Source organism: Rhodococcus sp. Ni2, from assembly GCF_021352185.1.
GTDB classification, from domain to species: Bacteria; Actinomycetota; Actinomycetes; order Mycobacteriales; family Mycobacteriaceae; genus Rhodococcus_F; species Rhodococcus_F qingshengii.
On record NZ_WOXZ01000001.1, the window covers coordinates 1,289,369 to 1,314,811 of the forward strand.

The following is a 25,443-nucleotide window of genomic DNA, read 5'->3' on the forward strand; positions in this document are numbered from 1 at the left end:
TTGATTCGACTCCAGGAACTTTCATCCCGCCGCGACGTGTGTGCGGCAGAGACGCTGTATCCATTCAATCCCCGAAGGGTATATGTGTCAAAGTCGATTTCGCATACGAACCGTATGGCGGAAACTATGTCCGAACAGGTCGTTCCTGCTGTTGACAACCGCGCCACGCGTGCTGGATATTCGAGTGGCCAGGTCGCGACGGGCCCTTCGATCGGCCCGTTCACGCGACGCATTCCCCACCTCTCCTCGAGACAGGCGCATTCCATGCACGACGCAGTCATCTGTGAACCCGTTCGCACCCCGGTGGGCGGATTCGGCGGAGTCTTCAAGGACGTTCCCGTCACCACTCTCGCCGGCACTGTTGTGCGTGGCCTCGTCGAACGAACCGGCATTGCGTCCACCGATGTCGACGACGTCATCTTCGGTCAGGGGTACGCCAACGGAGAGGCCGCGGCCATCGGGCGAATCGCGGCACTCGACGCCGGTCTCGACGTGTCCGTTCCCGGAATACAACTCGATCGCCGTTGCGGTTCGGGATTGCAGGCGATCATCTACGCCGCGATGCAGGTACAGACCGGGATGAGTGATCTGGTCATCGCCGGCGGCGCCGAGAGCATGAGCGGAACCGAGTTCTACTCCACCGACATGCGTTGGGGCACAAAGCGCCCTTCCGTCGAGTTCCACGACCGATTGGCCAAACCGCGCACGAACTCCGGCGGAGTCAACTTTCCGGTGGAAGGCGGCATGATCGAGACCGCTGAGAACTTGCGCCGGGAGTACTCGATCACCCGCGACGAGCAGGACCGATACGCGGTGCGATCGCACGAACGGGCCGTTCACGCCCAAGACAGTGGGTACTTCGACGACGAGACCATTCCCGTTTCGGTGCCCGGACGCCGTGGTGAGCAGACAGTCGTCACCCAAGACGAGCATCCGCGCCGAGGGATACAACTGTCCGATCTTGCTGCACTGCGCCCCATTCGAGGTCGCGTCGACCCTGAAGCAACAGTCACCGCCGGAAACGCCTGCGGCCAGAACGACGCCGGAGCCGCGGCCATCGTCACCACTGCGGCCAACGCCGAACGGCTGGGCCTGCGGCCGTTCGCGAAACTGGTCAGCTGGGGTGTGGCCGGTGTGGAGCCGAACCGGATGGGCATCGGACCGGTGCCTGCCGTGGCGAAGGCTCTCTCCCGTGTCGATCTGTCGCTGGACGACATCGACCTCATCGAAGTCAACGAGGCCTTCGCCGCCCAGGTTCTCGCGTGCGCCAAAGCCTGGGGATTGAGCGCGCAGGACATCGAGGAACGCTTCAACGTCAACGGTTCCGGAATCTCGCTCGGACATCCTGTCGGCGCTACCGGTGGGCGGATCCTCGCCAATCTGCTGCGCGAACTCGACCGGCGCCAGGCACGGTACGGGATCGAGACCATGTGTATCGGTGGCGGACAAGGGATTGCCGCGGTGTTCGAGAACCTGCGACGCTAGAAGCGTTAACCGATCGATCCGTCGCGGCGAAGTTCCGCGATCCGGTCGCCCGTAAGTCCCAACTCGGCCAGCAGAGAATCCGTCTGCTGGCCGAGTGCCGGAACGTCACCCATGCTCATTTCGACATCCGAATACGTCATCGGAGGCAGCACGGCATCGATCGGACCGTTCTCGGTGCCCACGGACCGCCACCTGGCACGCTTCTCCAGCTGCGGATGTTCCAGCAGACCGGCCATGTCGTTGAGTGCCGCGGCCGGAACACCAGCGGCGGCCAGACGCTGATCCAGATCTGTCGTCGAGTACAGACGCGTCAGAGAGCCCACCAATTCGTCCACCTCGCCACGGTTTTCGACGCGCACGATGTTGGTGCGGTAACGCGGATGATCGACCAGATCCTCTCGCTCGAACACGTCCACCATCAGCGCTCGCCATCCACGATCGTTCTGGACGCCGATCAGGATTTCGCCGTCGGCCGTGGGATACGAATCGTAGGGAACAATCGCGGCATGGCCGAGACCGACACGTGGAATCTGCTTGTCCGCATACATTTTCATGTACATCGGATGGCCCAGCCACTCGACGGTGGAATCGAACATCGAGACCTCGACGAGCGCTCCCTTGCCCGTTCGCTCTCTACGGAACAGGGCGCTCAGAATCGAAGTCAGCGCGTACATTCCTGCCGCGATGTCGGAGACCGGGATGCCGGTCTTGGTGGCCGTCTCCGGTGTGCCTGTCACGGAGATCATTCCGGTCTCGGCTTGGACCAACATGTCGTAGGCCTTACGCTCGCGCCGCGGGCCGGCACTGCCGTAGCCGGACATGTCGATCACGATGAGCCGTGGGTATTTATCGCGCAGTTCCTCCGCGCCGAACCCCAGTCTCGCGGCTGCGTCGGGAGCCAGGTTCTGCAGGAACACATCGGCTCGCGCGACCAGATCGAGAAGGATCTGCCGGCCGGGGTCCGACTTCACGTCGACGGCGATCGATTCCTTGGAACGGTTGAGCCACACGAAGTGTGATGCCTGACCGTGAACCGCCTGGTCGTAGTGACGCGCGAAGTCACCCTCGCCGACGCGTTCTATCTTGATCACCCGCGCACCCATGTCCGCGAGATGTCTGGTGGCGAGCGGTGCCGCCACCGCCTGTTCGAGTGCAACTACGGTGATTCCGTCGAGCGGAAGATCCGAGTTCGGCTGTCCCATGTCAGTAGTCACCCCAGAAGTTTTACACCCAGAATTCTCACACTCTGAATTCTTGCACTCGAACAGGACGGATCAGATGTGGCGGCCGCCGGTGATCTCGAGAACCGTGCCGGTCATGTAGCTCGAGAGGTCGCTCGCGAGGAACAGCACAACCGAAGCAACTTCCGAAGGCTCGGCTGCGCGCCCCATCGGAATCTCGGCAAGCTTCTCGTTCCAGATCCGTTCGGGCATCGCCTCGGTCATCGCCGTGCGGACCAGTCCGGGCTGAACGGCGTTGACGCGAACGTTCTTGAACGCGACCTCTTTTGCCGCGGCCTTCGTCAGACCGACGATCCCGGCCTTCGCGGCCGAGTAGTTGGTCTGCCCGAGCATGCCCACCTTGCCGGAGATCGACGAGATGTTCACGATCGCGCCCGTCTCACGCTCGCGCATGCGGGCGGCGGCAGCGCGTGTTCCGTTCCAGGCGCCCTTGAGGTGAACGGCGATCACGTCGTCGAAGTCCTGCTCGGTCATCTTCCGCATCGTGGCGTCGCGCGTCATGCCGGCGTTGTTGACCATGACATCGACTGGACCGAAAGCGCTTTCGGCCAGATCGAGCATGGCCTCGACCTGTCCGGAGTCACGCACGTCGCAGGAAGCGAAACGGGCGACCGACTCTCCACCGAGTTCGGCGACCGCAGCCGTTCCCACGGTTTCGTTGATGTCGCCGAGAACGACGGTCGCGCCTTCCTTGATGAAGGTGCGCGCAATTTCGAGCCCGATGCCCTGTGCTCCTCCGGTCACTACCGCAACCTTGCCGTCCAACAATCCCATGTCCACTCCGTTCGTGAGGTTAAAGCTCGTCTGGAAAATGTGTCAGCGCTGGTTTTGCTTTTTCGCTTGCGCCACGAGCCCACCACCGAGAATCAGACGCTGGATCTCGCTGGTTCCCTCGTACAGGCGCAACAGGCGAACTTCACGGTAGATGCGTTCGACCGGCACACCGCGCATGTACCCGTTGCCCCCGTGGATCTGCACGGCGAGATCTGCGACCTTGCCCACCATCTCGGTGCAGAAAAGCTTTGCCGCCGAAGGCCCGAGACGGCGATCCTCACCGCTGACGTACCGCGCGGCCACCTCGCGCACCATCGCGCGCCCTGCCATCACACCGGCTTGCTGGTCTGCCAACATCGCTTGAACCAGCTGGAAGTCGCCGATCGCGGTGCCGCCCTGTTCCGTGACCACGGAGAACGCGACAGATTCGTCGAGCGCTCGCTGTGCTGCTCCCACCGAGAGCGCCGCGATATGGACTCGTCCGCGCGCGAGAGACGTCATCGCTGCGCGGTATCCGGTGTCCTGGTCGCCACCGACGAGGGCCGACTCGGGAACCCGGACGTTGTCGAAGGTGACCTCGGAGGTCCAAGCACCTTCTTGACCCATCTTCTTGTCCTTGGGACCGACCGTGACACCTGGCGTGTCAGCCGGAACCAGGAACACTGCAATTCCCGGACCATCGGAATCCGCCGGGCGAGTGCGCGCGAACACCACGAACAGCTGCGCCAGTGGAGCATTGGTGATGAACCGCTTGTTGCCGTCGATCACCCAGTCGGATCCATCCAGCACTGCCTTGGTCCGAAGGCCGGCCGGGTTGGAGCCCGCGCCCGGTTCGGTGAGAGCAAAGGAAGCCACGACATCACCGGAGGCGATGCGCTCGAGCCACTGAGCCTTCTGCTCGTCGGTACCGAAGCCGACCAGCACCTGTCCGGCAATTCCGTTGTTGGTACCGAACATCGAACGCAGCGCCAGAGACGTGTAGCCGAATTCCATTGCCAGTTCGACGTCTTGGGTGAGGTCGAGTCCGAGCCCACCCCATTCCTGAGGGATCGCGTAACCGAAGAGCCCGATAGCTGCGGCCTTCTTGCGTATGTCCTCAGGAATGGCGTCGGTGTCGGCTATCTCCTGCTCACGCGGAACTACTTCCTTACGGATGAACTCCCGCGCAGTCGCCAAGATATCTGCGAAGTCATCTGCGTCGACCTGCATTCCCACCACTCACCTTGCTGTTTCCGAAGTCCATGCCGTCCCCCGAAGTCAATACCGTGAGGCAATCGGAGTCAAAGACCTGAAAACGAACCGAAGGTAAGGCAGAACCTATAGCAAGCTTCAGACGGTGCGCAGTTCCCGCTTCAGTAGCTTGCCGCTCTGGTTGCGCGGAAGCTCGGCCACGAAACGGACATGCTTGGGCACCTTGAACGGAGCGATTCGCTCCTTGACGTGGGCAATCAACGCCTCGGGCGTCAACTCGTCGTTGCCGTCCTTGAGCACGACGATCGCGGTGACGGCCTCGATCCACTTCTCGTCGGGCGTACCGATCACGGCAACTTCTGCCACGGCGGGGTGCGTGTAGACCGCATCTTCGACCTCGCGTGACGCCACCAGGATGCCGCCGGTGTTGATGACGTCCTTGATCCGGTCGACGACCGTGATGAACCCTTCTTCGTCCCGCACGACCAGATCGCCCGAATGGAACCAGCCGTCACGGAAGGCCTCGGCGGTGGCTTCCGGATTCTCCCAGTAGCCGTTGCACAGCTGCGGTGAGCGGTAGAGAACCTCGCCGGCCTCACCGTCGGCGACATCGTTTCCGTCGGCGTCGACGACGCGGGTTTCGACGAAGAACACCGCGCGACCACAGGAAGACGGGCGATCAGCATGCTCGCTGGGCTGGAGAACTGTTGCCAGTGGGCCGATTTCGGACTGACCGAAGCAGTTGTAGAAACCGATGTCCGGGTAGCGCTCGCGCAGACGATTGAGCACGGTGACCGGCATGATCGAGGCGCCGTACTGCGCCTTCTTCAGCGAAGACAGATCGCGGGTCTCGAGGTCCGGATGGTTGGCCAGCGGTACCCACACGGTCGGCGCCAGGAACAGCGATCCGATCTTTTCGGCTTCGACGCGGCGCAGGATTTCCGGGATGTCCGGCGCCTGCATCAGACTGACCGTCGCGCCGACGGACAGGTACGGCAGCATGAAGACGTGCATGCCCGCGGAGTGGTACATCGGCATGCAGATCAGCGGGTTGTCGTTCTTGTCGAGGCCGAGCGCGATCACCGAGGACACGTACTCGTGAACCAGTGCACCGTGAGACATCATGGCGCCCTTGGGCTTCGAGGTGGTGCCCGAGGTGTACAGGAGTTGCGCCAGATCGGTCGACGTCGCACGCGGTTCGAAGACCGGCACCTCGCCTGCCTCACCGATCGTGACGACGGACAGTTCCGCGTCCCGCAGTGCGATCACGTGATCGAGATCGAGGTCGGAGCGTACCGAGTCGAGCGTCGGCGCCAATGCCGGATCCACCAACACCGCGCGGGCGCCTGACTGCGCCACGAGGTACCGGAGTTCCTCCCCCTTCAGTGCGTAATTGACCGGAACATGCACCAAACCTGCTCGTGCACAGGCAAGAAATCCGATTGCATAGGCGTCGGAGTTGGTTCCGTATGCCGCGACGCGGTCGCCGTGTTCGAGCCCCAGACCGAGCAAGTAGGCGGCGACCCGCGTCACCGCGTCGTCGAGTTCGCGGTAGGTGCGAGTGCGATCTTCGAAGACGACGGCTACACGGTCGGGGTACTTGGCTGCCGAGCGCCGAAGCACTCCGTCGACAGTGTTGGTGCGTGGATCCAGGCTCATGCGCCTCAGGTTATAGGACGTCCAACTAAACCGGAAGAGCGATCGTTACTTATTGCGCCATTCGGGCTTTCGCTTGTCTACAAAGGCCTGCATACCTTCCTGAGCGTCGCAGGTCACGGCGTTGGTTGCCATAGTTTCCGCCATCGCCTCGTACGCCTGCGCTTGTGGCAGATCGATCTGGCGATAGAACGCCTGCTTACCGATCTTCACCGTCAAGGGGCTGGCCGTCGTGATCTTGGCGGCCAGTTCGCGCACCTCTCGGTCCAGGTCTTCGGGCGCGACGACGAAGTTCACCAGACCCCAGTCCGCAGCGGTGTCGGCGTCGATCGTCTGCCCGGTGAGCAACATCTGCATCGAGCGCTTGCGCCCTACTGCCCTGCTCAGCGCCACCATGGGCGTCGAGCAGAACAGTCCGATCTTGACGCCCGGCGTGCCGAAGACAGCATTCGACGCAGCAACAACCAGATCACACGACGCGGCCAGTTGGCAGCCCGCCGCGATAGCCGGGCCCTGTACTGCGGCAATCACCGGCTGCGGAATCCGCTGTACGGTCTCCATCATCTCGGTACAGCCGTCGAAGATCGCCCGCTCGTCCTCGAGGGTTCTCCCGATCATCTCCGTCAGATCGTGTCCGGCGGAGAACACCGGGCCTTCGGCGCGCACGATCACGACCCGCACGCGCTCGTCTACAGACAATTCGACAAGGGCAGCCGTCACCTCACGCATGGTCTCCGCCGAGAGCGGATTGCGCCGCGCCGGCCGATCGAGCGTCAGGAAACCGAGTCCCACCGATTCCTCGACGGAAATCTTCACTGCAGTGTCTTCTACCTGTGTCTGCGACATGTGTTCTCTCTACCAATCGAATCCGTCCCGGTCAACGAGACGAAAAGGACATCCACTCGCACCGCGTCGATACGGTCCGGTCAATACTTCGCCACTACGAGGAGTGCCCATGAGCACCGATGCCGCCGTCACCACTGATCTCGAAGAGATTCTGCGCGCTCAGCAGGAAGCAACTCGAGCCGCTGGTCTTCCGTCCGCGCAGACACGACGCGAGCGCATTCAACGCGTCGTCGATCTCCTGGTGGCAAACCACAAGGATCTGACCGAGGCGATCAACGAAGACTTCGGCGGCCGAATCCCGGCCTACTCGGTGATGAATGACGTTCTCGGGTCGATGGTTTCACTCAAGCACGTTCGTGATTCGCTCGAAGAGTGGATGATTCGCTCACCGAGAGCTACCGGAGCGATGCAGGACCAGTTGGGTGCCACGGCGTACGTGTCGTACCAGCCGAAGGGTTCGATCGGCATCATCGGAACCTGGAATGCTCCCCTGTTCACTCTCCTGAGCCCGCTCGCCTGCGCCCTCGGAGCAGGAAATCGCGCCGTTCTCAAACCGTCGGAGATCGTGCCCAATACTGCGGCCGTCCTGGCCGAGGCGTCTCGTCGAACTCTCGACCCCGTGGAGGTCGCGGTGGTGACCGGCGGCCCGGAAGTCGCTGATCTGCTGACGTCGCTGCCTTTCGACCACCTCGTCTTCACCGGCAGCACGACCGTCGGAAAGCTGGTCATGGCCAATGCTGCGAAGAACCTGGTGCCGGTCACCCTCGAACTCGGCGGCAAGTCACCGAGCGTCTTGAGCCGCAGTGCCGATATCAGCTCTGCTGCTTCGCGTTTGGCTATCGCGAAGTCCACCAACGCCGGTCAACTCTGTGTCTCTCCCGATCTGATCTACGTTCCGCGCGAGAACACGGAAGCATTCATCGACGCGTTCACCGACCAGTTCACGGGACTGTTTCCCACGATCGCCGACAACAAAGACATGGTCTCGATAGTCAGCGATCGTCACCTCGCACGCATCGAGGGGTACATCGCGGACGCCGAAGAACGTGGGGCACGGATCATCACCGTTCCCGACGAAGAACTCTCCGCAGACACTCGTCGTCGCCCACTGCGAATCGTGGTCGACCCTCCGACCGACGCGCAGATCATGAAGGAGGAGATCTTCGGGCCGGCCGTCGTCGTCTTGCCGTACGACCAACTCGACAACGTCGTCGCCGACATCAATTCACGACCGAAACCGTTGGCGCTGTACTACTTCGGAACCGATCTGGACGAGAAGGAATCCGTACTCGAACGCACCGTCTCGGGCGGCGTCACCATCAACGACGCGATGTCTCACCCCGGGCTGAGCGACGCACCCTTCGGCGGCGTCGGGGCTTCGGGCATCGGGCACTACCACGGCCGTGAGGGTTTCCTGGAGTTCAGTCACGCGCGAACGGTATTCGAAGCAGCGCAGCATGACCCACGCGGTGAATGGGGAATGCTCCCGCCGTACGGTGAGGGTTTCGAGCAGATGATGTTGGCTCAGGTAACGCCCTAGGGCCTCCGGCCCCGTGCGCCTTTTTGGTAGTTCGCGCTACCGGAAAGGCGCACCGGCAAGGCCGCGGCTGAGGAACTCCACCAGCTGACCCGGTTCGGTATCCACCGACTCGATCAGTTGGATCAACTCCTTCTTGTCTTCTACCGCAAGCGGTTCGATGCCACCGAACGTGCGCATCGTGGACCCGGCCGGAAGAACACGAGCACACACGAGTGTGCCTGGCTCGAGGTTCAGCGAGCCCCACTCGTCCGTGACCTTCACCAGATGCCCGTTGCGGACGTCGCTGAGGGTCACCAACTGTCCCGGCTCCGTCGAGGCGACCTTGTACACCGAGCGCGGAATCGACAACCACTGATCGGCCAGTTCGCGTTCGTCGGCAGGCAGCAGTTCTCCGCGGCGCTCGACAAAAGCTGCGAAAATACCCGCATCGAACAAGGCAGCGTCGACGGCCAAACCACCTTCGACGGCCAGCGTCAGTGCTTCTTCGCTGTTGAACTGCTCGGCACGGATGAGCGCAAGATCGAACACGGCGTCGAAGTACTCCGGCGTGCGCGAGAACAACTGAGCCTTGACGTAGAGCCAGCTGGCCCGGTCGTCGAACGCCACCTCGGACTTACCGAGATGGCAAACCTTGAACTTTCGACCGGAACCGCACCAGCACTTGTCATTTCGTCCGAGTTCGGGGTGCTCGGCCGGGGCGTAGCGCTGAAGAACCTCGTGCAGAACCTCGGACTCGCCACCCTCGATTCGGCCCAGCAAAGCCAGCGCGCGCGTCACATCGCTTCGATCGGCGGCCAGTAGCGCCAGATCGAAGATCGCGGGAGTCCAGTCGGGATCGAGATCGTGCGCTGATTCGTACGACGCCTCAGCGGCCAGGATCTTGCCGAGACGATCCGAAGCCTTGCCCGCCAGCCAGTGCGCTGCCGGCTTGACACGACGCGACCCTTTTTCGGCGAGAGCAGTTGCAACAGAATGCAATACGGAATCATGATCGTCGAGTTCGGACAACAGCTCCAACGCTGCCGCAGCCGCGGGCGGCTCGGCGAGGCCGGCGAAGGCCTGCGGATCCTCCTTGATCTGCTTGCGCGCCCAGTCCGAGACATCGTCGACGCCTTCGGCTTTCGCGGCCATGACCACATCGACGAAGGCGATCACCGACGCGGCTTCTTCGGGGTGCAGATTCTCGCGGACCTCGAGCATGCGAGCCCGGTTCGCCAGGTGGTATGCCTCGAAATCGAATCCGTCGACCGCAACGTAGTCACCGTCGCGGACGTAACCTGACGCCTCGAGCATCTCGCCCAGCGGGGCGGTCGGCTGACGGAACAGCGACGGCTCGTCGAGCATCAACTGCCAGACAATGGCATCGAGGGTGTCAGCACCGATGTCGGCAAGGACCGTCGCCAGGTGCTCGCCGAATCCGGGTGCGGGATCCAGTACCTCGGGGATGGTGCAGAGCGTCAGCTCACGGTCAGCGACGAACAATCCGATCAAGTCACCTGCCGAGCACTCGGCAAGGGTGTCGGTGTCGAGTAGAAAGCCTTCGTCGTGTGGGAACTCCGGATCTTCGATCCCACGATCAGCCAACAGGTCGTCGTCTATCCCGCGGTGCACGACGCTGATGCCATGAATCTCGTCGTCGTCACGATCGAGGAACACCCGCAGCATCATCAGATCGGGGTTCGCGTCGAGAACGCCGGACTTTATTTCGGCTTCGGTGAGCCGATGGGTCAGCACTCGATGCTCGAACAACGTGTCGAGGGCGGCGTACCGTTCCTCACTCAAGTATCCGAGCAACGGGTCCTCGACGTACTCGACGAATTCGGTCATGTCCTCGGCTGTACCGTGCCCGGCGTCAGCCAACAGAGTGCCCCAGTCCGCCGCTGTCTGCGGGCCGTGCTCACGCAACAACTCCATCGCGGCTTCGGCGATCAAGTCATTGGCATCCATCGGTTCGTTCACCTATCCAACTTTAACGGGGTCGACTCGATACATCGTCACCGGTCATCGGTCGAGTGATCGGCGCCTCCACGCAACTCGCGCACCAGTTCTTCGGCCTCGAGATCTTCGGAAGCGAGAACCTCGAGCACCCTCGCAGCCTGCGATTCCGTTGCCATGACCACAACACCCACCGCAAACGCGCCAGTGGGGGCCGTCAGGACCCGAGCACTGATCACATCACCTGGCTTGCCTTCGACCGAGTGAGCAACCGTGACGGTCTCCTTGGACCCACGATCGAGCAGCACGACGCCGGTGTCGGACGTTTCGATCACCTCGTACACCGACCTCCGGATTCCGAGCCACTGTGCGGCTGTCACAACTTCCGCCTCCGGAAGTAGTTCGCTGCGTCTGGCCAAGAATTCGGCAAAGATTCCACCCTCGAACAGAGCGACGTCCAGTGCCGAGCCGTCGAAGATCGTGGCCGCGATCAGTTCGTCCTCGGAGAGATATTCGTTTTCGAGATCGTCGAGCCCGGTCACGATGTCGACGAATTCGGAGGCGAACGCAAACAGGCATGCCTTCTTGTACAGCCACCGACCGTCCGCCTTGACGGAGTCATCGGTCTTTCCGAGGTGGCAGACCTTGTACTTGCGGCCGGAACCGCACCAACACTTGTCGTTTCGTCCGAGTTCCGGGTGATCGGCTGGGACGAAGTCCTGCAGTACGGCGTAGAGATTCTCTTCGGTTCCGCCGTCGATCCGCCCGAGCAGTGACAGCGCCCGGGTCGCGTCGCCCCGGTCCGACGCGAACTGAGCCAGCTCGAACAAAGCCGGACCCCAACCGGATTCGGCAAGGACCGCTTTCTCGTAGTGCGCTTCCGCTTCGAGGACGCGTCCCAGCCGATCGACGGCCTTACCGGCGAGCCAATGAGCCGCCGCCCGCACCGACCGTGGCCCTCGCTCGGCCAGTTCGGAGGCAAGCGCTTCGAGGATTGCGTCGGTCACCGGGTCCTGATTCCGAAATCCGAGATCGAACACGGCCACTGCAGCACCCGGATCTGCCAGTGAGACAAAAGAGTCCGGAGCAGCGCTCACATGACGGTGGGCCCAGTCCGCGATATCGAAGTCGGCGATGACCGCGTCGGTGTATCCGCGGTCCGCCAGATCGACAAACGCAACGGCAGAGACTGCCTCGTCGTGGGTCAGGTCGTAGGTACTGGCCGCCAAGGCTGTCCGAATCTGCAGGTCGTAGGCGTCGAAGTCGAATCCCCGCCGAGCCAGTAGCTCACGCTCGTGCTCGTAACCTGCCACCTCGAAGATCTCACCCAGCGGCGCAACAGGAACCGTGAAGAGTGACGGATCCTCGATCAGGAGTTGCCAGCACACAGAATCCAGGGCCTCGACTCCGTCCTCCTCGAAGAGTTCGCCGAGCGCCGGAGCAAGATCGGGTTCGTCCTCGATCTCGACCAGACGAAACGCAAGTGTTCCGTCTTCGACAGCCAAGCCGACGAGATCACCGTCGGCGCACTCGCCGAGGGTTCCGGCCGGAAGTACCACAACTCGTCGACTCCGGAAGGGAGCAGCTCCGCGTTCGGAGGCTGCTTCTTCCGCCAGGGCCACCCGGATCGCCCCGTCGTCGTCGCCGAATGCCAAGATCGGTTCCAGGTCGGGGCTCGCGTCAAGGATGTCCGACGCAATTTCGACTTCGCTGAGCCGGTGAGTGAACACGAGCCCTTCGAGGACCGTGTCGAGAGCGACGTACTTTCCGTTGGGCAGGTACCCGAGCATCGGTTCGGACAGGTACTCGAGTACATCGGCCAACTCGGTCGCAGTTCCGTACTCCTCGAGATGGGTCGCCCACTCTTCGAGACTCAGCGGGCCTTGCTCGCGCAGAACAGCCAAAGCAGCGGAGGCAATGGAACCGGCAGCGTCGTCGTCGAAATCAGTCACCCGCCAATGGTAGGCGACCTATTGCAGCCCACTGAGCCCCTCGCCCAGCACGGTCGCACCGAGGATCGTCAGGATGACCGTCATCATCACCGCGTTGTTGGCGGTCATCCATGCCTTCGCGGACGCGAGGATCTCGTCGGCACGCTTGCCGGAGAACACCTTCACCAGGATCGGCGACGCGATGCCGACGCTCGCGATGACCGTGAAGATCACCGCGGCAACAATCTGTTGGGCAACGACATTCGTGGCGACCGCGATAGTGGCCGCACCGGATACCGCCAGCGCTGCATTCTTGGGATTGACCGCCGCGGACAAGAACGCCAATCCGAACGCCTTCCGCGGAGTCAACCCGTCGACGCTCTTCATCCACTTCGGAACTGTCGGCTCACTCCCGTTTCGCGGACGCGCGCGCCACTGCTTGTATGCCAAGCCGAACAGGACAAGACCCAACACGATTCGTACGACGCTCGACCACACCGAAGTCTGCGACGACTCCGACTCCGCAAACGAATAGTCCGCGATCACGATGGTCACCGCGACGACTGCCGAGATTCCGAGGACCCACCCGAGTAGAAAAGATGCCGCCCCTCGATGTGCTCCAGCGGTGATCATGACGAGCACGATCACCGCCATGGGCATCGAGACGAAAAGCAGGCCGAGGGCAATCGGAAGAGACAAACCGATCGCAGCTAGCACCGAAAACCTCCAGTTGAATGCACGATCGACGATCGATTCGAGGTCGAAATCACGACGTCGGAGGCAGCATGACCTCGATGAGATGCGGGCCGGGTTCCGCCAGCGCTGCGGCAAACTGTTCGGCCAACTCCTCCGCTGTGTTCGCCCGCGACGCGGGCACTCCCAACCCCTCGGAGATCTTGACGTAGTCCATGTTCGGAGATGACAGATCCAACATCGACTGTGCGACGACGCCGCCACCTTCTGCGCCGACTCGTTGCAGTTCGCCACGCAGGATGGCGTATGCGCGATTGTTGAGCAGAATCGTCGTGACGTTCAACATCTCTCGCGCCTGCGTCCACAACGCCGTGATGGTGTACATCGCGCTTCCGTCGGCTTCGAGATTGATCACCGGTCGCTCCGGCGCTGCCACAGCGGCGCCCGTCGCCACCGGGATGCCCTGGCCGATGGCACCTCCGGTGAGCGTGAGCACGTCGTGGCGCGGCGCTCCGGCAAGGGCAATCGGGATCGCCCAACCGGAAGTCGCCGCCTCGTCGGAGATGATGGCGTCGCCTGGCAGCAGGGCGCCGATCACGTCGGCCCAATTTCGAACGTCCAGAGGCCCGCTCGGCAGCGCCGGCCGATTCGCTTCCTGCAAAACAGGTTCGACTCCCGGTGCCACGAGTTCGGCCACTGCCTCCAGTGCACCGGCAACATCGTCGCCGACGCTTGCCAGCGTTGTCACCGCAGCACCCTCCGGTGCCAGATCGCTCGGTTTTCCGGGATACGCAAAGAACGAGACCGGCGAAACCGCTCCGGCCAGAACCAGCTGAGTTGTTCCGCGAAGTTGTTCGGTGGCGTGCTCGGCGAAGTATCCCAAGCGCTCGAATGACGGTAGCCCCGCACCGCGTTGAAGCCTGGCTGGAAAAGTCTCGATCAGAATCTGTGCACCGGTCGCGACCGCAATTCGGGAAGCGGCGCGCAGCCCAGCTTCGGAACAGGCTGCGCCGCCCAGCAGTAGCGTGGCGCGACCCTCGGCATTGAGCGCGCCCACCACCGAGTCGATCTGTTTTGCAGAAACTTCCGCCCGCGGCGGTATGTCCCGAGGACCCGCAAGAACTCCACCTTCGCCCCACGAGACGTCGGCAGGGAGGACAAGTGTGGCAATGTGCCCGGGCGGATTCATCGAGGCGGCAACGGCGTCGGCCGCGTCGCTACCGACGGTCGCGGTGGATTCGGAACGTCGACTCCACCCCTCCAACCATTCGGTCAGCGCATCGATGTTCGATTCGAGAGGAGCGTCGAAACCGTGGTGGTAGGTCGCGTGGTCCCCGACGATGTTCACGATGGGGGTGTGGGCGCGGCGCGCGTTGTGAAGGTTCGCCAGTCCGTTCGCCATACCGGGGCCCAGATGGAGCAGCGTCGCGGCGGGCTTTCCGGCGATCCGTGCGTAGCCGTCCGCGGCACCGGTCACGGCGCCCTCGAACAAGCCGAGTACCGCACGCATCTGCGGAACGGAATCGAGTGCGGCGACAAAATGCATCTCGGACGTTCCTGGATTGCCGAAGCACACCTCGACGCCCGAGTCGACCAGGCTTTGGATAAGCGACTGTGCACCGTTCATTTCGATCACCTCTTCTTCATGAAAAGCTGCGAATGCTTCCTGCGCTTCATCGTGAGCAACCGAACTCCCGGTGCGTGCTCCTCGATCCGAACAGTCATCCGTACCTCCGTCGTGGCCGAGAGTCTCGATTCAAGCTACTCGGTCGGGAGTTCAGCGTTCGTAGCCCTTGCGCATATCGTCGACGATGCGTGGCCGGTCGAGCGTCGAGGGCTCCAACTCCCGCCTCGGGCGATCGCGAGGAAACACCGAGGCCGACGCCAGCGTCGGCTCGTCGAGGAACCGTAGTTCCGGCACATCAGCGGGCAGACGAAGGTCGGGTGGAGTGGATCCCGCTTGCGCGAGCACATATCCCCAGTCACCGAAGCTCGGCACGAAAACGTGGTAGGGCGAGACACTCAGTCCGACAGCCGATACCGTCGACACCGTTCGCCAGTACGCATCCGGCGTCGAGTACGGGCTGCCGGATTGGACGACCATCAGCCCGCCCGGATTCATCGCGGCAGCGGCAAGTCCGTAGAACTCCATCGAATACAAGCGGCCAAGTGCGGGGGTGTCGGGATCTGGGAGGTCGACGATCACCGCATCGAAACCCGGTTCCGGACGCTCTCGCAGCCACCGAAACGCGTCGTCGAGTACGACGTCCACCCGTGGATCCTCGAGCGCTCCCTCGTTCAGATCACGAAGACGCGTGTTGGCCAACTCGATGACTGCCGGATCGAGTTCCACTTGAACGATCTGCTCGACGCTGTTCATTCGCAGCACTTCCCGTGCAGCGAGGCCGTCACCGCCGCCCAGAATCAGCACGCGCCGGGGGTCGTTCACCAGGGCCGGATACACCAGCGACTCCGTGTACCGATGCTCGTCGACACTGGAGAACTGCAGGTCTCCGTCGAGGAACAGGCGCACGTCGTTCCCCCGCTCGGTGACGACGATTTCCTGGTACACCGATCGCTCGGCGGCCACCACGGGATCGGTGTAGAGCCGCTGCCTCGACGTGGTCTCGATGTCCGATGCTGCGATCAGCAACCATCCGATCAAACTTGCTGCCAACAGCATTGCGACGACGGCGATCGATCGTGCGCGCAGGCTGAGCTGCCACCGAAGGAGTATCAGCGCGACCACTGCCGCAGCCACGAGATTGATCATGCCGGTGAGTGCGGCACCGCGAATCATTCCCGCCCACGGCAACAGTACGAACGGCCACAGCAGACCACCGATCAATGCGCCGAGGTAGTCGGCGGCATTGAGGTTGGCCAGTACCTTTCCGGTGCTCTGTGCGTCGTTGTCGCTGCGACCGGACTGCAGGAGCGTCATCAGCAGAGGCACTTCGGCACCGACGAGGATGCCGATCAGCGCGGTCGCCGCCACCAGAACTGCTGCGCTGGAACCGAAGAACGTGAAGGTCACGTACAGCGTGACGGCACTGAATCCGCCGATCAGCCCGAGCAGTATCTCGACCGTCACGAACGAAACGGCAGCGTGTCCCAGCAGAGGTTTGGCGGCCAGCGCTCCGATACCCAGAGCCGCAACAAATCCCGCGACGATCAACGACGTCTGGGTGATGCCGCCGCCGGTCAGACTCACGCTGAGTGTCAACAGGGCCAGCTCGTAGATCAGGCCACACGCAGCGCACGCCGCAACAGCCGCAAGGAGAAGGACGCGTGCACGCGGGCCGAGCATCGTCGAACGCTCGTCAACTGTCACATCGGGATCAGCGGCAACCATCAGGTGAGCGCTGCGGCGTTCACCAAACCGATGGACAGCAAGCTCACACCCACAGCCCACGCGGCGCCACACATCTTCGGATCCTGCACCAGCGCAACCAACTTGCCGGGAAGGAATGCGTTCATCAATCGCAGCGCGATCGCTTGCAACACGATCGCGAACAGTCCGTACACCGCGGAGTCGGCGAGTCCCTGAGCAAAGCCGTCCGAACTGGTCAGGATTGCCGTCACCACGATGATCGCCAGCGCAAGATGATTGGAGGCCAACAGAATCGCAGCGTTCGGGTTCTTGTCGACGTAAACCTGGTGGCGGAGATTTCCGGGTGTCATGAGGTCGAGGACCAGGAATCCCGTCGCCAGAACCGCTGCACCGACGACGAAGTAGGCGAGGGTGCCGAGAACGCCCCCGACGAGCAATGCCGGATCCACCGTCCCGATCTCGACGGAAGTGGATGCAAAGATGTTCGTCACGCCGTTCTCCTTCTCATTGAGCATTACCGTCATTTGGCACTACCCGAGCCGCCGCTGCCACTGCTTCCACCCGCCGGGGATCCCGGGTTGAAGCCCGGTCCCAGGTACGCGTATCCGCCGCTGCGATACGTGCCGTCGATGTCCTCTACCTTGATGGTGCTGCCACCGCCCGAAGCCGAACTGACAGTGACGATGTCGTCGTCGTAGCGCAGGTATTCGTTGCCGCCGTCAGCACTTCGCGCCGCTGGTTCGTCCGCGTCGACAATCCGTGAGACGGTCGTGCCCACTGGATCTTTCGACGAGTACAACACGACGTCGCCATCCTGGGACGTCTTGGAATAGTTGTCCGCGATGAAGTCTTTGGCTCCACCACCGCACGCCGACAAGACAATTGCGGCCGCCAGCATCACCGGAGCCAACCACGTCCGCCCCCTCACGGCTGCCACCTGCTGCGTGTCTTCACGATCACTCCTGTCCCCTCCCCCGGGTACAAATGCCAACTCTGCCAACTCCACCCCTGGCGGTCTCGCACGCCATACAAAGCGGTCAAAGCCGTGTCGTCACCGGGAAAGGATCCGCAGATCCAACCGTCGTGGCCGGCGGACTCTTTCAACGACGCAGCTTCCGAGTCGAATTCGACCCGGTCCATCACCAGTGAGGAAGACTCGAACCGGTAGTTTTGCGTGGACTCCACTGCGGGCAGTAGTTCACCGCCGACTGCAAGAGCATCGCACGAAACCTGTTCGGTCAGTTTCTTTCCCGACGCCCAGGCCGTCACCACGTGCGAAGCCCCCAGCACTCCGAGGGTCAGCGTCGCGTCGGAAGTTCCGATCACCAACTCGGCGAGGGTCGGTGGCGCAGGAGCTCCCAGTACCAACCCCAGTGCCGAGGCATCCACGTCGGTCGGCTCCACGTCGAGTAGATACAGGCTCATTCCGGGGGGCCCGAGTGGATGACAGTGAGTTCGCTGCGAGTGACCGCCCGTCCCGTGGAAACCTCCCACGACTGTCCGCGCGCCCACTTCTCGAATGCAATCAGGCCGGTCTTGTCTGCGGTCGCATAGTCCGCGTATTCCATCGAGCCGGAAGGGGCCGTACCCGTCGTACCCTCGGCCGTGAACTTCGCCGTTCCACTTTCGATCTTGCGGTGAACCTTGTCGTCGAGAATGACGTCGCCGTTCGGGACCAGGTTGGTTCCTTCTCGACGCATCCAGAGAGTCATCTCCAATTCGCCCTCGTCGTCCTCGACCGTCAACCAACGACGACCGGTCGAACCGTCGAGAAGGTGCTCACGCCAGATGTACCCCTCTTCGTCGAGCGTGATGGTCCCTCGAACAACATGGTCGATACCCGCGTACGTGATGATGTCACCGACCCCGATCTTGTGGGGGTCGTACACCTCGGGATAGTCGGCGAGCGGGTCGACGCGAGCATTCGGCTTGCCCTGGCGTCCACGCAGGACCACAAACACGACGGCAGCGATCACTACGAGTATCAGGACAACTATCAGCACGTTGGTCAACGGTTTCTCCGAAATCGTCTCGGCAGGGTTGCCGCGGGCCATACCCTACCGATCCGTTCTCAGCCTTTTCGGATGAGACTGCCGGCAATCCGGCCTGTCGCCGACCGGACAGGTCTCCAGCGCCGCGGGCAGATCGAAAGACTGCCCCGGCGCACCTTTGCGTTTACGCTCAGCCCGAGGAACTCCGCGCGAACGAAAGCCGGTCGACTGACGATGAGCAAGAACACGGAGCCGTCTGCCCGCACCGTCATGCACACACCACGATTCTGGTTGACACCATTGATAGTGGTCACCCTCTTGATGTCTGCGCTGGCAGCGTTGTACATGGGCGGAATACTCGACCCCAAGAAACACCTGGACCAGTTCCCGATCGCCCTGGTCAACCAGGACGAAGGCGACACCCTCCCCGGTGGCGACCCCGCCGACCGCAAGAACTTCGGAAACGACATCGTCGCCGGCCTCGAAAGCGGAATCGACCACCAGAAGATCGACCTGCAGCAGATCGGTATCGCCGAAGCCCAATCGCGGTTGAGCTCCGGCACGCTGTACGGCGCGATCGTGATTCCCAGTGATTTCACGAAGAGGACGATCATCCTGGCGGAGGCCAGCGTCGTCGCCGGTGACGTAGAGCAACCGATCATCACGATCTACACCAATCCTCGCGCCGGTTCCGTCTCGGCATCGCTGGTCCAGTCGATCGGAACCACAGCCCTCGCCTCGGTCAACAAGAACATGGGCGAGCAACTCACCGCCCTTGTCACCGCGCAGTTGGAAGCGGGAGGCACCGGAGCCCAGATCTCCGGAGCGAGCCGCCTGCTGCTCGAAAACCCGGTGAACGTACTCACGGTTGCCCACGATCCACTTCCCGACGGAACCGGATTCGGTTTGGTGGCATTCTATTTCGCGCTGCTGTTGGTCCTTGCGGGATTCACCGGAGCAACCGTGGTCAATTCCTTGGTGGACGGCATGCTCGGATACGCGCCTACCGAATTCGGTCCACTCTTCGTTCAGAACGACGTTGTGGGTATCAACAGGTTTCGAACGCTGCTCGTCAAATGGGCATTCATGATCGTGTTGTCCGGCATAGTCTCCGCGTTGTTCCAGTGGATCAGTCGCGCCCTCGGAATGCCGGTCACTCACGGGCTTGCATTGTGGGAGTACGGCGCGCTGGTCATCACAGCGGTGGGCATCACGGCGATGTCGGTGATGGCCGCGTTCGGCTCGTTGGGCATGTTGATCAACCTGTTCGTGTTCGTCATTCTCGCGCTGCCCTCGTCCGGTGGCACCATCCCCCTCGAAGCCAGCCCCAGGTTGTATGCCTGGCTGGCGCAATTCGAGCCGATGCACCAGATCTACATGGGCACGCGATCGATCCTGTTCTTCGGCGCACGCGGTGAGGCAGGCCTGCTGCATGCCGTCTGGATGACGTTGGTGGGGCTACTGATCGGCGTCGTACTCGGCATCGTGACCACCCGTTTCTACGACCGCAAGGGCTACGAGCGCACCCATCGTCCCAAGGTGGCGTGACATGGTACCCAGCCGGGATTTGATCGAAACCTGTTGAGCCGATTCAATGTGATTGCGCGTTTCGGGAATCTTCGAGCCCCTTCCGCACGTTGTACAACTATGGCTAATTACAAAACAGTCAATCCCGCGACAGGTGAAACCGTCAGGGAATTCGATACTTTGGATGACGCCGGAGTTGAAGCCGCACTTGCGAACACGCATCGCGGCTACTTGACCTGGCGCAACAGTGCGCCACAGCAGCGTGCGGCAGTCCTGAGCAAGACCGCCGAACTGTACACAGAGCGCGCAGACGAACTGGCCCGAATGATCTCCTTGGAGATGGGTAAGCCGGTCCGCGAGGCCAAGGGCGAAGTACAACTCTCGGCCGCGATCTATCAGTGGTATGCAGACCACGGTCCGGCATTGCTCGAGGAAGAACGACTCGACGTTCCCGGGGCCGAGGAGTCGGTTGTGTACCGGCGACCGATCGGCGCTCTCATCGGCGTCATGCCGTGGAACTTCCCGTACTACCAAGTCGCCCGCTTCGCGGCACCGAATCTGATGCTCGGTAACACGATCATTCTCAAGCACGCATCGAACTGTCCGCAGTCGGCGCTGCTGATGGAAGAGATTCTGCGACAAGCCGGATTGCCGGACGACGCCTACGTCAACGTCTTCGCGACCAACGAGCAGATCGCGGACATGATCGCCGATCCCCGAGTTCAAGGTGTGTCACTGACCGGCAGCGAACGCGCCGGAACCAGCGTCGCCGAAACTGCCGGACGCAATCTCAAGAAGGTCGTCCTCGAACTCGGCGGATCAGACGTGTTCATCGTCCTCGATTCCGACGACATGGATGCCACCGTCAAGTCCGCAACCAAGGCACGTCTGTCCAATGCCGGCCAGGCCTGCAACGCGGCCAAGCGTTTCATCGTCACCGAAGATTTCTACGACGACTTCACCAACAAGTTGGCGACGTCCTTCGAATCCGTCACTGCCGGTGACCCGTTGGACGAATCCACAGTGTTGGGTCCACTCTCTTCGCAGAGCGCGGCAGATACTCTGATCGAGCAGATCGACGACGCTGTGTCCAAGGGTGCCACGCTGCTGACCGGTGGAAAGAAGATCGACGGCCCGGGCGCCTACGTTCAACCGACATTGCTCGCAGACGTGACACCGGACATGCGGGCCTACAGCGAAGAACTGTTCGGACCTGCCGGAGTCGTCTACAAGGTCAAGTCGGCCAGCGAGGCTGTGGAACTTGCCAATTCGTCGGTCTACGGCCTGAGCGGATCCGTCTGGAGCAGCGATCTCGATTCCGCCCGGTCGGTCGCTGCAGATCTCGACGTGGGAATGGCGTTCGTCAACGAGCACGGAACGACGTTGCCCGGTCTGCCCTTCGGCGGAGTCAAGCGCTCCGGAGTCGGCCGCGAGCTGGGTCCGTGGGGAATGGACGAGTTCGTCAACAAGAAGCTGCTCCGCGTCTCGAAGAAGTAGTTCGACACAGAAGTAGTTCGACACAGAAGTAGCTCGACACAGAAGTAGCTCGGCGCAAAGAAAGGCCCTGACCTCGATGGAGGTCGGGGCCTTTCCTCATAACCCACGGACCAGCAAGCGGGTCCGCTGCCTGGTCACTCGCTTGCCGGCGTGGCACCCCCACGAGTGAGGCTCCACCCGAACCTCGTCGCGATGACAGCTGACCCCCAGCCCAACAGTGCACCCACCAGTGGAGCAGCGACGGCGGTGTAGATCGCCTCGTTGGAAACACCAACCGACACGGCGGAGTCACCGACGAAGGCGAAATCGGTTCGGGAGGCGAAGGACGCCCACTCGATCAGGCCGGAGACAACAATAATCAGGAACCCCAGCAGGAAGCCGAAGCCGGCCAGCAGAACGTGAAGTGCGCGCATCCGGTCAGTCTGCCTGTAACACCCACCCAGATAAAACCGACCTGCTGGTATGACACTTTCACGAATCGCTCGAACTACCGTAGTCGCCGCTGCCCTCTGCGCGAGTGCAGCCATCTGTTCCGCGACGTCAGCTTCCGCGGACGTAGTCGACGTCACGATCCTTCCGGGTCTCAGCAGCGGGCCGACGACGTCGTACGGAGCGGGCTGCACGTATCTGGTGGTTGCCAGGACAGCAGCGTTGAACGAGCCGAACGTCTCGATTGTCGACATGAACCGAGCGTCGACCATGTTCCCGCAGGAACTGATCTGGGACACCGTCAATCCCTACTTCACCTTGCCGGTCGTACTCGGCCACGCCGTCACGCTGTGGACTCCGACTGCACCGGGCGAACACTCTCTGATGGCCTACCAGACGTCCGCGGGCGGGCCGGTCACAACGGTCGATGTCAATCCGGCGACACCGATCGGTCCGGGGTGCGTCGTCGCACCCTGATCCGCTAGCCCTCCAAGAAGTCGACGAGCACCCGGTTGATTTCATCGGCGGGAACCATCGGAATGCTGTGATGCGAAGAAGCTTTCAGCACCTCGACACGCGCTGCGGGAACCCTCTCCCGCACTGACTTCGACACGGTTTCCGCATCATGCACCCGTCCGTCTTGTGCGAGGACCACCAGCAACTCGACATCCAGTGCGCTCAAGGCCTCCTTCGAAGGACGTCGAGGCACTACGAGATCGGGTCGCGGTAGATCCGAAGTGCCCACTTCCACAAGAGACAGCCAGTCGGAGTCGATACTCAACTCACCTGTCTCCCAATCCAACAGTCGCCGTCGGCGCGCTCGCGACGGGGAGAGCAACAGCGGAAGCGCACGCAGAAGGTAGCCCGCCTTCATGCCGGAGAAACTCGAATTAGGATCGAGCAGAACAAGTTTCCCGACACGATTCGGTCGATGCAGCGCAAAGGCCAACGCAATCATTGCGCCATAGGAATGTCCGATCACATCAACGGTGCCGGCCCCGGTGCAATCGACTATCGAGTCCATCCACTCGATCAGATCGTCGACGGACTTCATCGGATCACCATTCGGAACGCTCCGCCCGGCATCGCCCATGGTGTCGACAGCAAAGACACGCCGGGATTTCGACAGCGCCCCAACATTGTCGAACCACACCGTCGAAGTGGCACCTCCCCCGGACAGAAGGATCAACGGCCGCGAGTCTGCATGCCCACAGACGTTCACATGCGTGTTACCGAACCGCCCCGCGAGATCCACACCCAGCGGTTTCTGCGGCCATTTGGTCAGTACAGCGTCGTATGCGCGATTGAAGTCCATCCCCCACCCCCATTTCTCTCGATTATCGAGATAGTAGACAATCGAGAGACAACACACCAGGGCTGGAGGCATCCTTGAGCGTCGGCGATGCAGAAGACGAAGCGATGGCGATCGTCCACTCGCTTCGCGCACTGACCGTCGACTTGAACGTGGCGGTTTCCGGCTTTGCGAACAAGTACAAAATGCACTCCACCGACGTGCGCGCGTTGATCTGCCTTCTCGATGCCGAGCGCTCGAACACATCGGCGACGCCAGGTTGGTTGGGCTCACAGCTCGGGATCAACTCGGCGTCGGTGACTGCACTGGTCGACCGGATGGTCAAAGCGGGGCACGTAGCTCGGGAGCGGGACTCAGCAGACCGTCGACGGGTGCTCTTGCAGGTCACACCATCGGCGGTCACTCTGGGCGAGAGCTTCTTCGGCCCCCTCATTTCACGCGCTGCGAGCACCGTCGGGAATTACACCGCCACAGAGCGAGCCACCATCGAGAGTTTCATCGCCGCGATGCGAGCGGACGTGGAGCGGACTCGAGTCGATAGGGAGCCCTCCCTGTGACTCGCATACTTCCCGCGGGAGAACGCGCATTGCTCGTGGACTTCGATTCCGAAGCTGGCGTTCTCGCGTTCACCGAAGCACTGACGCGTAACACCCCGGTCGGGGTCGAAGACTTCCTCCCCGCAGCTCGCACGGTCCTGGTCACGTGCACCCCGGCGGCAGATCTCACGTACGTCCGAAAGCGCTTGAACGATCTCGAGCAGACCGATTCTGCCGCGACCACAGACGAGCATTTCGAGATGGATGCACTCACCATCGCCGTCAGGTACGACGGGCCCGACCTCGACGACGTCGCACAGTCACTTGGTATGAGCCGATCCGAGGTGGTTGCGGCCCACACCGGGGCAATGTGGCGTTGCGCCTTCATCGGATTCGCACCCGGCTTCGCCTACCTGACTTCAGGCGACACTCGGCTCGACGTTCCGCGTCGAACGCAATCACGAACCGCTGTGCCTGCCGGTTCCGTCGCCCTGGCCGCTGGATACAGCGCGGTCTACCCGCGTGCATCACCGGGTGGCTGGCAGATCATCGGGAGCACCGATGCCGTGATGTGGGATCTGAACGCCACACCACCGGCCACCGTTCAGCCCGGCAGACGCGTGCGCTTCGTGAACGAGGAACAACGATGAACGGCCTCGAGATACTCGACACCGGGCCGCTGAGCCTGATCCAGGACCTCGGACGGATAGGTCATCTTCGCTCGGGTGTCGGGGTTTCCGGTGCGGCAGACAGGCGATCTCTCAGGCTTGGCAATCGGCTCGTCGGCAACAACGAGGGCGCAGCCGGTGTCGAGGTCCTCCTGGGTGGGCTGAGTCTTCGGGCGCAGCAACCGACAACGATCGCGTTCACCGGTGCGCCTGCACAGGCCTACCGCGACGGCATTCCGGTCGGGCATTCGAGCGTGATCGATCTGCGGGCTGGGCAGACCGTCCGCCTGGACTACGCACCGAGTGGACTGCGGACGTATCTGACCGTCCGAGGCGGCATTGTGGTTCCCGAGATCCTGGGATCGCGCAGCACCGACACGATGTCCGGGATCGGTCCGGCGCCTCTCGAGCCTGGTGTTTTTCTCCCGATCGGGCCATCGCCGACCACGTTCTCAGCCGTCGACCTCGCACCGGTGCCGCCGATGGCAAACGAGACTCTCGCCATTCGAGTGGTGTTCGGTCCTCGCGCAGATCGATTCACCAACCCCGAAACACTCCTCCATGGCCGATGGGCGATCTCGACCGACTCGGACCGAATCGGCGCACGCGTCGATCGCGTCGGCGCCGACGAACTACTTCGAAGAACAGACGACACCGAACTGCCCACCGAAGGCGTGGCACTCGGATCGATCCAGGTACCACCCAGCGGCCAACCTGTCGTGTTCCTCGCCGATCACCCCATCACCGGCGGCTATCCGGTGGTGGGAGTGGTCGCGGACGCAGATATCGACCGACTCGGCCAAGCCCGCCCGGGTCAACACATCCGGTTCGTCAGGGCCTGAGCACGCCGAGCGATAGCG

24 protein-coding genes are annotated in these 25,443 nt (G+C 62.3%); 8 read left to right on the forward strand and 16 right to left on the reverse strand.

The genetic code is table 11. The features are described 5' to 3' along the window. The first annotated feature begins 264 nt into the window (after positions 1-264). Positions 265-1,485 (forward strand): acetyl-CoA C-acetyltransferase, encoded by a 1,221-nt coding sequence (locus GN300_RS06135; RefSeq protein ID WP_007729531.1) that lies wholly within the window; start codon positions 265-267, stop codon positions 1,483-1,485. Between the two features lie 5 nt (positions 1,486-1,490). Here the strand turns inward: GN300_RS06135 and GN300_RS06140 are convergent, their stop codons facing one another. The 5 genes from GN300_RS06140 to GN300_RS06160 form a co-directional block, all read right to left on the reverse strand. Further along, positions 1,491-2,687, reverse strand: a complete 1,197-nt coding sequence (locus tag GN300_RS06140; protein WP_063315750.1) for a CaiB/BaiF CoA-transferase family protein — start codon at positions 2,685-2,687, stop codon at positions 1,491-1,493. Positions 2,688-2,759: 72 nt separating this feature from the next. After that, positions 2,760-3,500: a 3-oxoacyl-ACP reductase FabG gene (gene fabG, locus GN300_RS06145; RefSeq protein WP_003940214.1), complete on the reverse strand. Its 741-nt coding sequence runs from the start codon at positions 3,498-3,500 to the stop codon at positions 2,760-2,762. A 42-nt stretch (positions 3,501-3,542) separates the two neighbouring features. Further along, positions 3,543-4,709, reverse strand: coding sequence for an acyl-CoA dehydrogenase family protein (locus GN300_RS06150; protein ID WP_007729538.1), 1,167 nt, complete (start codon positions 4,707-4,709; stop codon positions 3,543-3,545). Positions 4,710-4,829: 120 nt separating this feature from the next. Next, entirely contained in the window at positions 4,830-6,350 is a 1,521-nt protein-coding gene (locus GN300_RS06155) for an acyl-CoA synthetase (RefSeq protein ID WP_063315749.1), read from the reverse strand. A gap of 45 nt (positions 6,351-6,395) precedes the next feature. Beyond that, positions 6,396-7,193: an enoyl-CoA hydratase gene (locus GN300_RS06160; protein WP_003939812.1), complete on the reverse strand. Its 798-nt coding sequence runs from the start codon at positions 7,191-7,193 to the stop codon at positions 6,396-6,398. Between the two features lie 109 nt (positions 7,194-7,302). On the opposite strand from GN300_RS06160, the gene GN300_RS06165 reads away from it, so the two are divergent. After that, entirely contained in the window at positions 7,303-8,733 is a 1,431-nt protein-coding gene (locus GN300_RS06165; RefSeq protein WP_063315748.1) for a coniferyl aldehyde dehydrogenase, read from the forward strand. Between the two features lie 36 nt (positions 8,734-8,769). Here the strand turns inward: GN300_RS06165 and GN300_RS06170 are convergent, their stop codons facing one another. The 9 genes from GN300_RS06170 to GN300_RS06210 form a co-directional block, all read right to left on the reverse strand. Then, positions 8,770-10,692 (reverse strand): SEC-C domain-containing protein, encoded by a 1,923-nt coding sequence (locus GN300_RS06170; protein WP_233405576.1) that lies wholly within the window; start codon positions 10,690-10,692, stop codon positions 8,770-8,772. Between the two features lie 35 nt (positions 10,693-10,727). Continuing rightward, complete coding sequence (locus tag GN300_RS06175; RefSeq protein WP_063315747.1) at positions 10,728-12,620, reverse strand: SEC-C domain-containing protein; 1,893 nt, start codon at positions 12,618-12,620, stop codon at positions 10,728-10,730. 18 nt (positions 12,621-12,638) lie between these two features. Further along, entirely contained in the window at positions 12,639-13,316 is a 678-nt protein-coding gene (locus tag GN300_RS06180) for a GAP family protein (RefSeq protein ID WP_030537205.1), read from the reverse strand. 49 nt (positions 13,317-13,365) lie between these two features. Beyond that, complete coding sequence (locus GN300_RS06185) at positions 13,366-14,919, reverse strand: acetolactate synthase large subunit (RefSeq protein ID WP_063316036.1); 1,554 nt, start codon at positions 14,917-14,919, stop codon at positions 13,366-13,368. Positions 14,920-15,069: 150 nt separating this feature from the next. Beyond that, on the reverse strand, positions 15,070-16,644 hold the full coding sequence (locus GN300_RS06190) for a polyamine aminopropyltransferase (RefSeq protein ID WP_007729559.1): 1,575 nt from the start codon (positions 16,642-16,644) through the stop codon (positions 15,070-15,072). Then, positions 16,644-17,147 (reverse strand): DUF350 domain-containing protein, encoded by a 504-nt coding sequence (locus tag GN300_RS06195; RefSeq protein ID WP_042448576.1) that lies wholly within the window; start codon positions 17,145-17,147, stop codon positions 16,644-16,646. The genes GN300_RS06190 and GN300_RS06195 overlap by 1 nt, the downstream gene beginning before the upstream one ends. Next, entirely contained in the window at positions 17,144-17,560 is a 417-nt protein-coding gene (locus GN300_RS06200; RefSeq protein WP_037128670.1) for a DUF4247 domain-containing protein, read from the reverse strand. Before GN300_RS06200 ends, GN300_RS06195 begins: the two co-directional genes overlap by 4 nt. Then, positions 17,548-18,048, reverse strand: coding sequence for a DUF2617 family protein (locus GN300_RS06205; RefSeq protein WP_063315746.1), 501 nt, complete (start codon positions 18,046-18,048; stop codon positions 17,548-17,550). Before GN300_RS06205 ends, GN300_RS06200 begins: the two co-directional genes overlap by 13 nt. Then, positions 18,045-18,677: a DUF4178 domain-containing protein gene (locus GN300_RS06210; RefSeq protein WP_050654601.1), complete on the reverse strand. Its 633-nt coding sequence runs from the start codon at positions 18,675-18,677 to the stop codon at positions 18,045-18,047. The genes GN300_RS06205 and GN300_RS06210 overlap by 4 nt, the downstream gene beginning before the upstream one ends. Positions 18,678-18,848: 171 nt before the next feature. Between GN300_RS06210 and GN300_RS06215 the strand changes: the two genes are divergently transcribed. Both GN300_RS06215 and GN300_RS06220 read left to right on the forward strand, forming a co-directional pair. Next, complete coding sequence (locus tag GN300_RS06215) at positions 18,849-20,162, forward strand: YhgE/Pip domain-containing protein (RefSeq protein ID WP_063315745.1); 1,314 nt, start codon at positions 18,849-18,851, stop codon at positions 20,160-20,162. 99 nt (positions 20,163-20,261) lie between these two features. Next, complete coding sequence (locus GN300_RS06220) at positions 20,262-21,638, forward strand: NAD-dependent succinate-semialdehyde dehydrogenase (RefSeq protein ID WP_039973099.1); 1,377 nt, start codon at positions 20,262-20,264, stop codon at positions 21,636-21,638. Positions 21,639-21,772: 134 nt separating this feature from the next. On the opposite strand, the gene GN300_RS06225 is transcribed toward GN300_RS06220, so the two are convergent. Next, positions 21,773-22,051 carry a hypothetical protein gene (locus tag GN300_RS06225; protein ID WP_058037626.1) on the reverse strand — a complete coding sequence of 93 codons (279 nt, stop codon included), beginning with the start codon at positions 22,049-22,051 and terminating at the stop codon, positions 21,773-21,775. Between the two features lie 49 nt (positions 22,052-22,100). Between GN300_RS06225 and GN300_RS06230 the strand changes: the two genes are divergently transcribed. After that, complete coding sequence (locus GN300_RS06230) at positions 22,101-22,544, forward strand: hypothetical protein (RefSeq protein ID WP_030537213.1); 444 nt, start codon at positions 22,101-22,103, stop codon at positions 22,542-22,544. A gap of 4 nt (positions 22,545-22,548) precedes the next feature. On the opposite strand, the gene GN300_RS06235 is transcribed toward GN300_RS06230, so the two are convergent. Beyond that, positions 22,549-23,382: an alpha/beta fold hydrolase gene (locus GN300_RS06235; protein ID WP_058037625.1), complete on the reverse strand. Its 834-nt coding sequence runs from the start codon at positions 23,380-23,382 to the stop codon at positions 22,549-22,551. Between the two features lie 74 nt (positions 23,383-23,456). Between GN300_RS06235 and GN300_RS06240 the strand changes: the two genes are divergently transcribed. Genes GN300_RS06240 through GN300_RS06250 form a run of 3 tightly spaced genes read left to right on the forward strand, consistent with a single transcriptional unit; the run spans position 23,457 to position 25,425 of the window. Beyond that, positions 23,457-23,936, forward strand: coding sequence for a MarR family winged helix-turn-helix transcriptional regulator (locus GN300_RS06240; RefSeq protein ID WP_054781681.1), 480 nt, complete (start codon positions 23,457-23,459; stop codon positions 23,934-23,936). Continuing rightward, positions 23,933-24,565: an allophanate hydrolase subunit 1 gene (locus tag GN300_RS06245; protein WP_058037624.1), complete on the forward strand. Its 633-nt coding sequence runs from the start codon at positions 23,933-23,935 to the stop codon at positions 24,563-24,565. Before GN300_RS06240 ends, GN300_RS06245 begins: the two co-directional genes overlap by 4 nt. Further along, the gene (locus tag GN300_RS06250) at positions 24,562-25,425 is read left to right on the forward strand and encodes a biotin-dependent carboxyltransferase family protein (protein WP_058037623.1); all 864 of its coding nucleotides are present in this window, start codon (positions 24,562-24,564) and stop codon (positions 25,423-25,425) included. Before GN300_RS06245 ends, GN300_RS06250 begins: the two co-directional genes overlap by 4 nt. Positions 25,426-25,443: the final 18 nt, after the last annotated feature.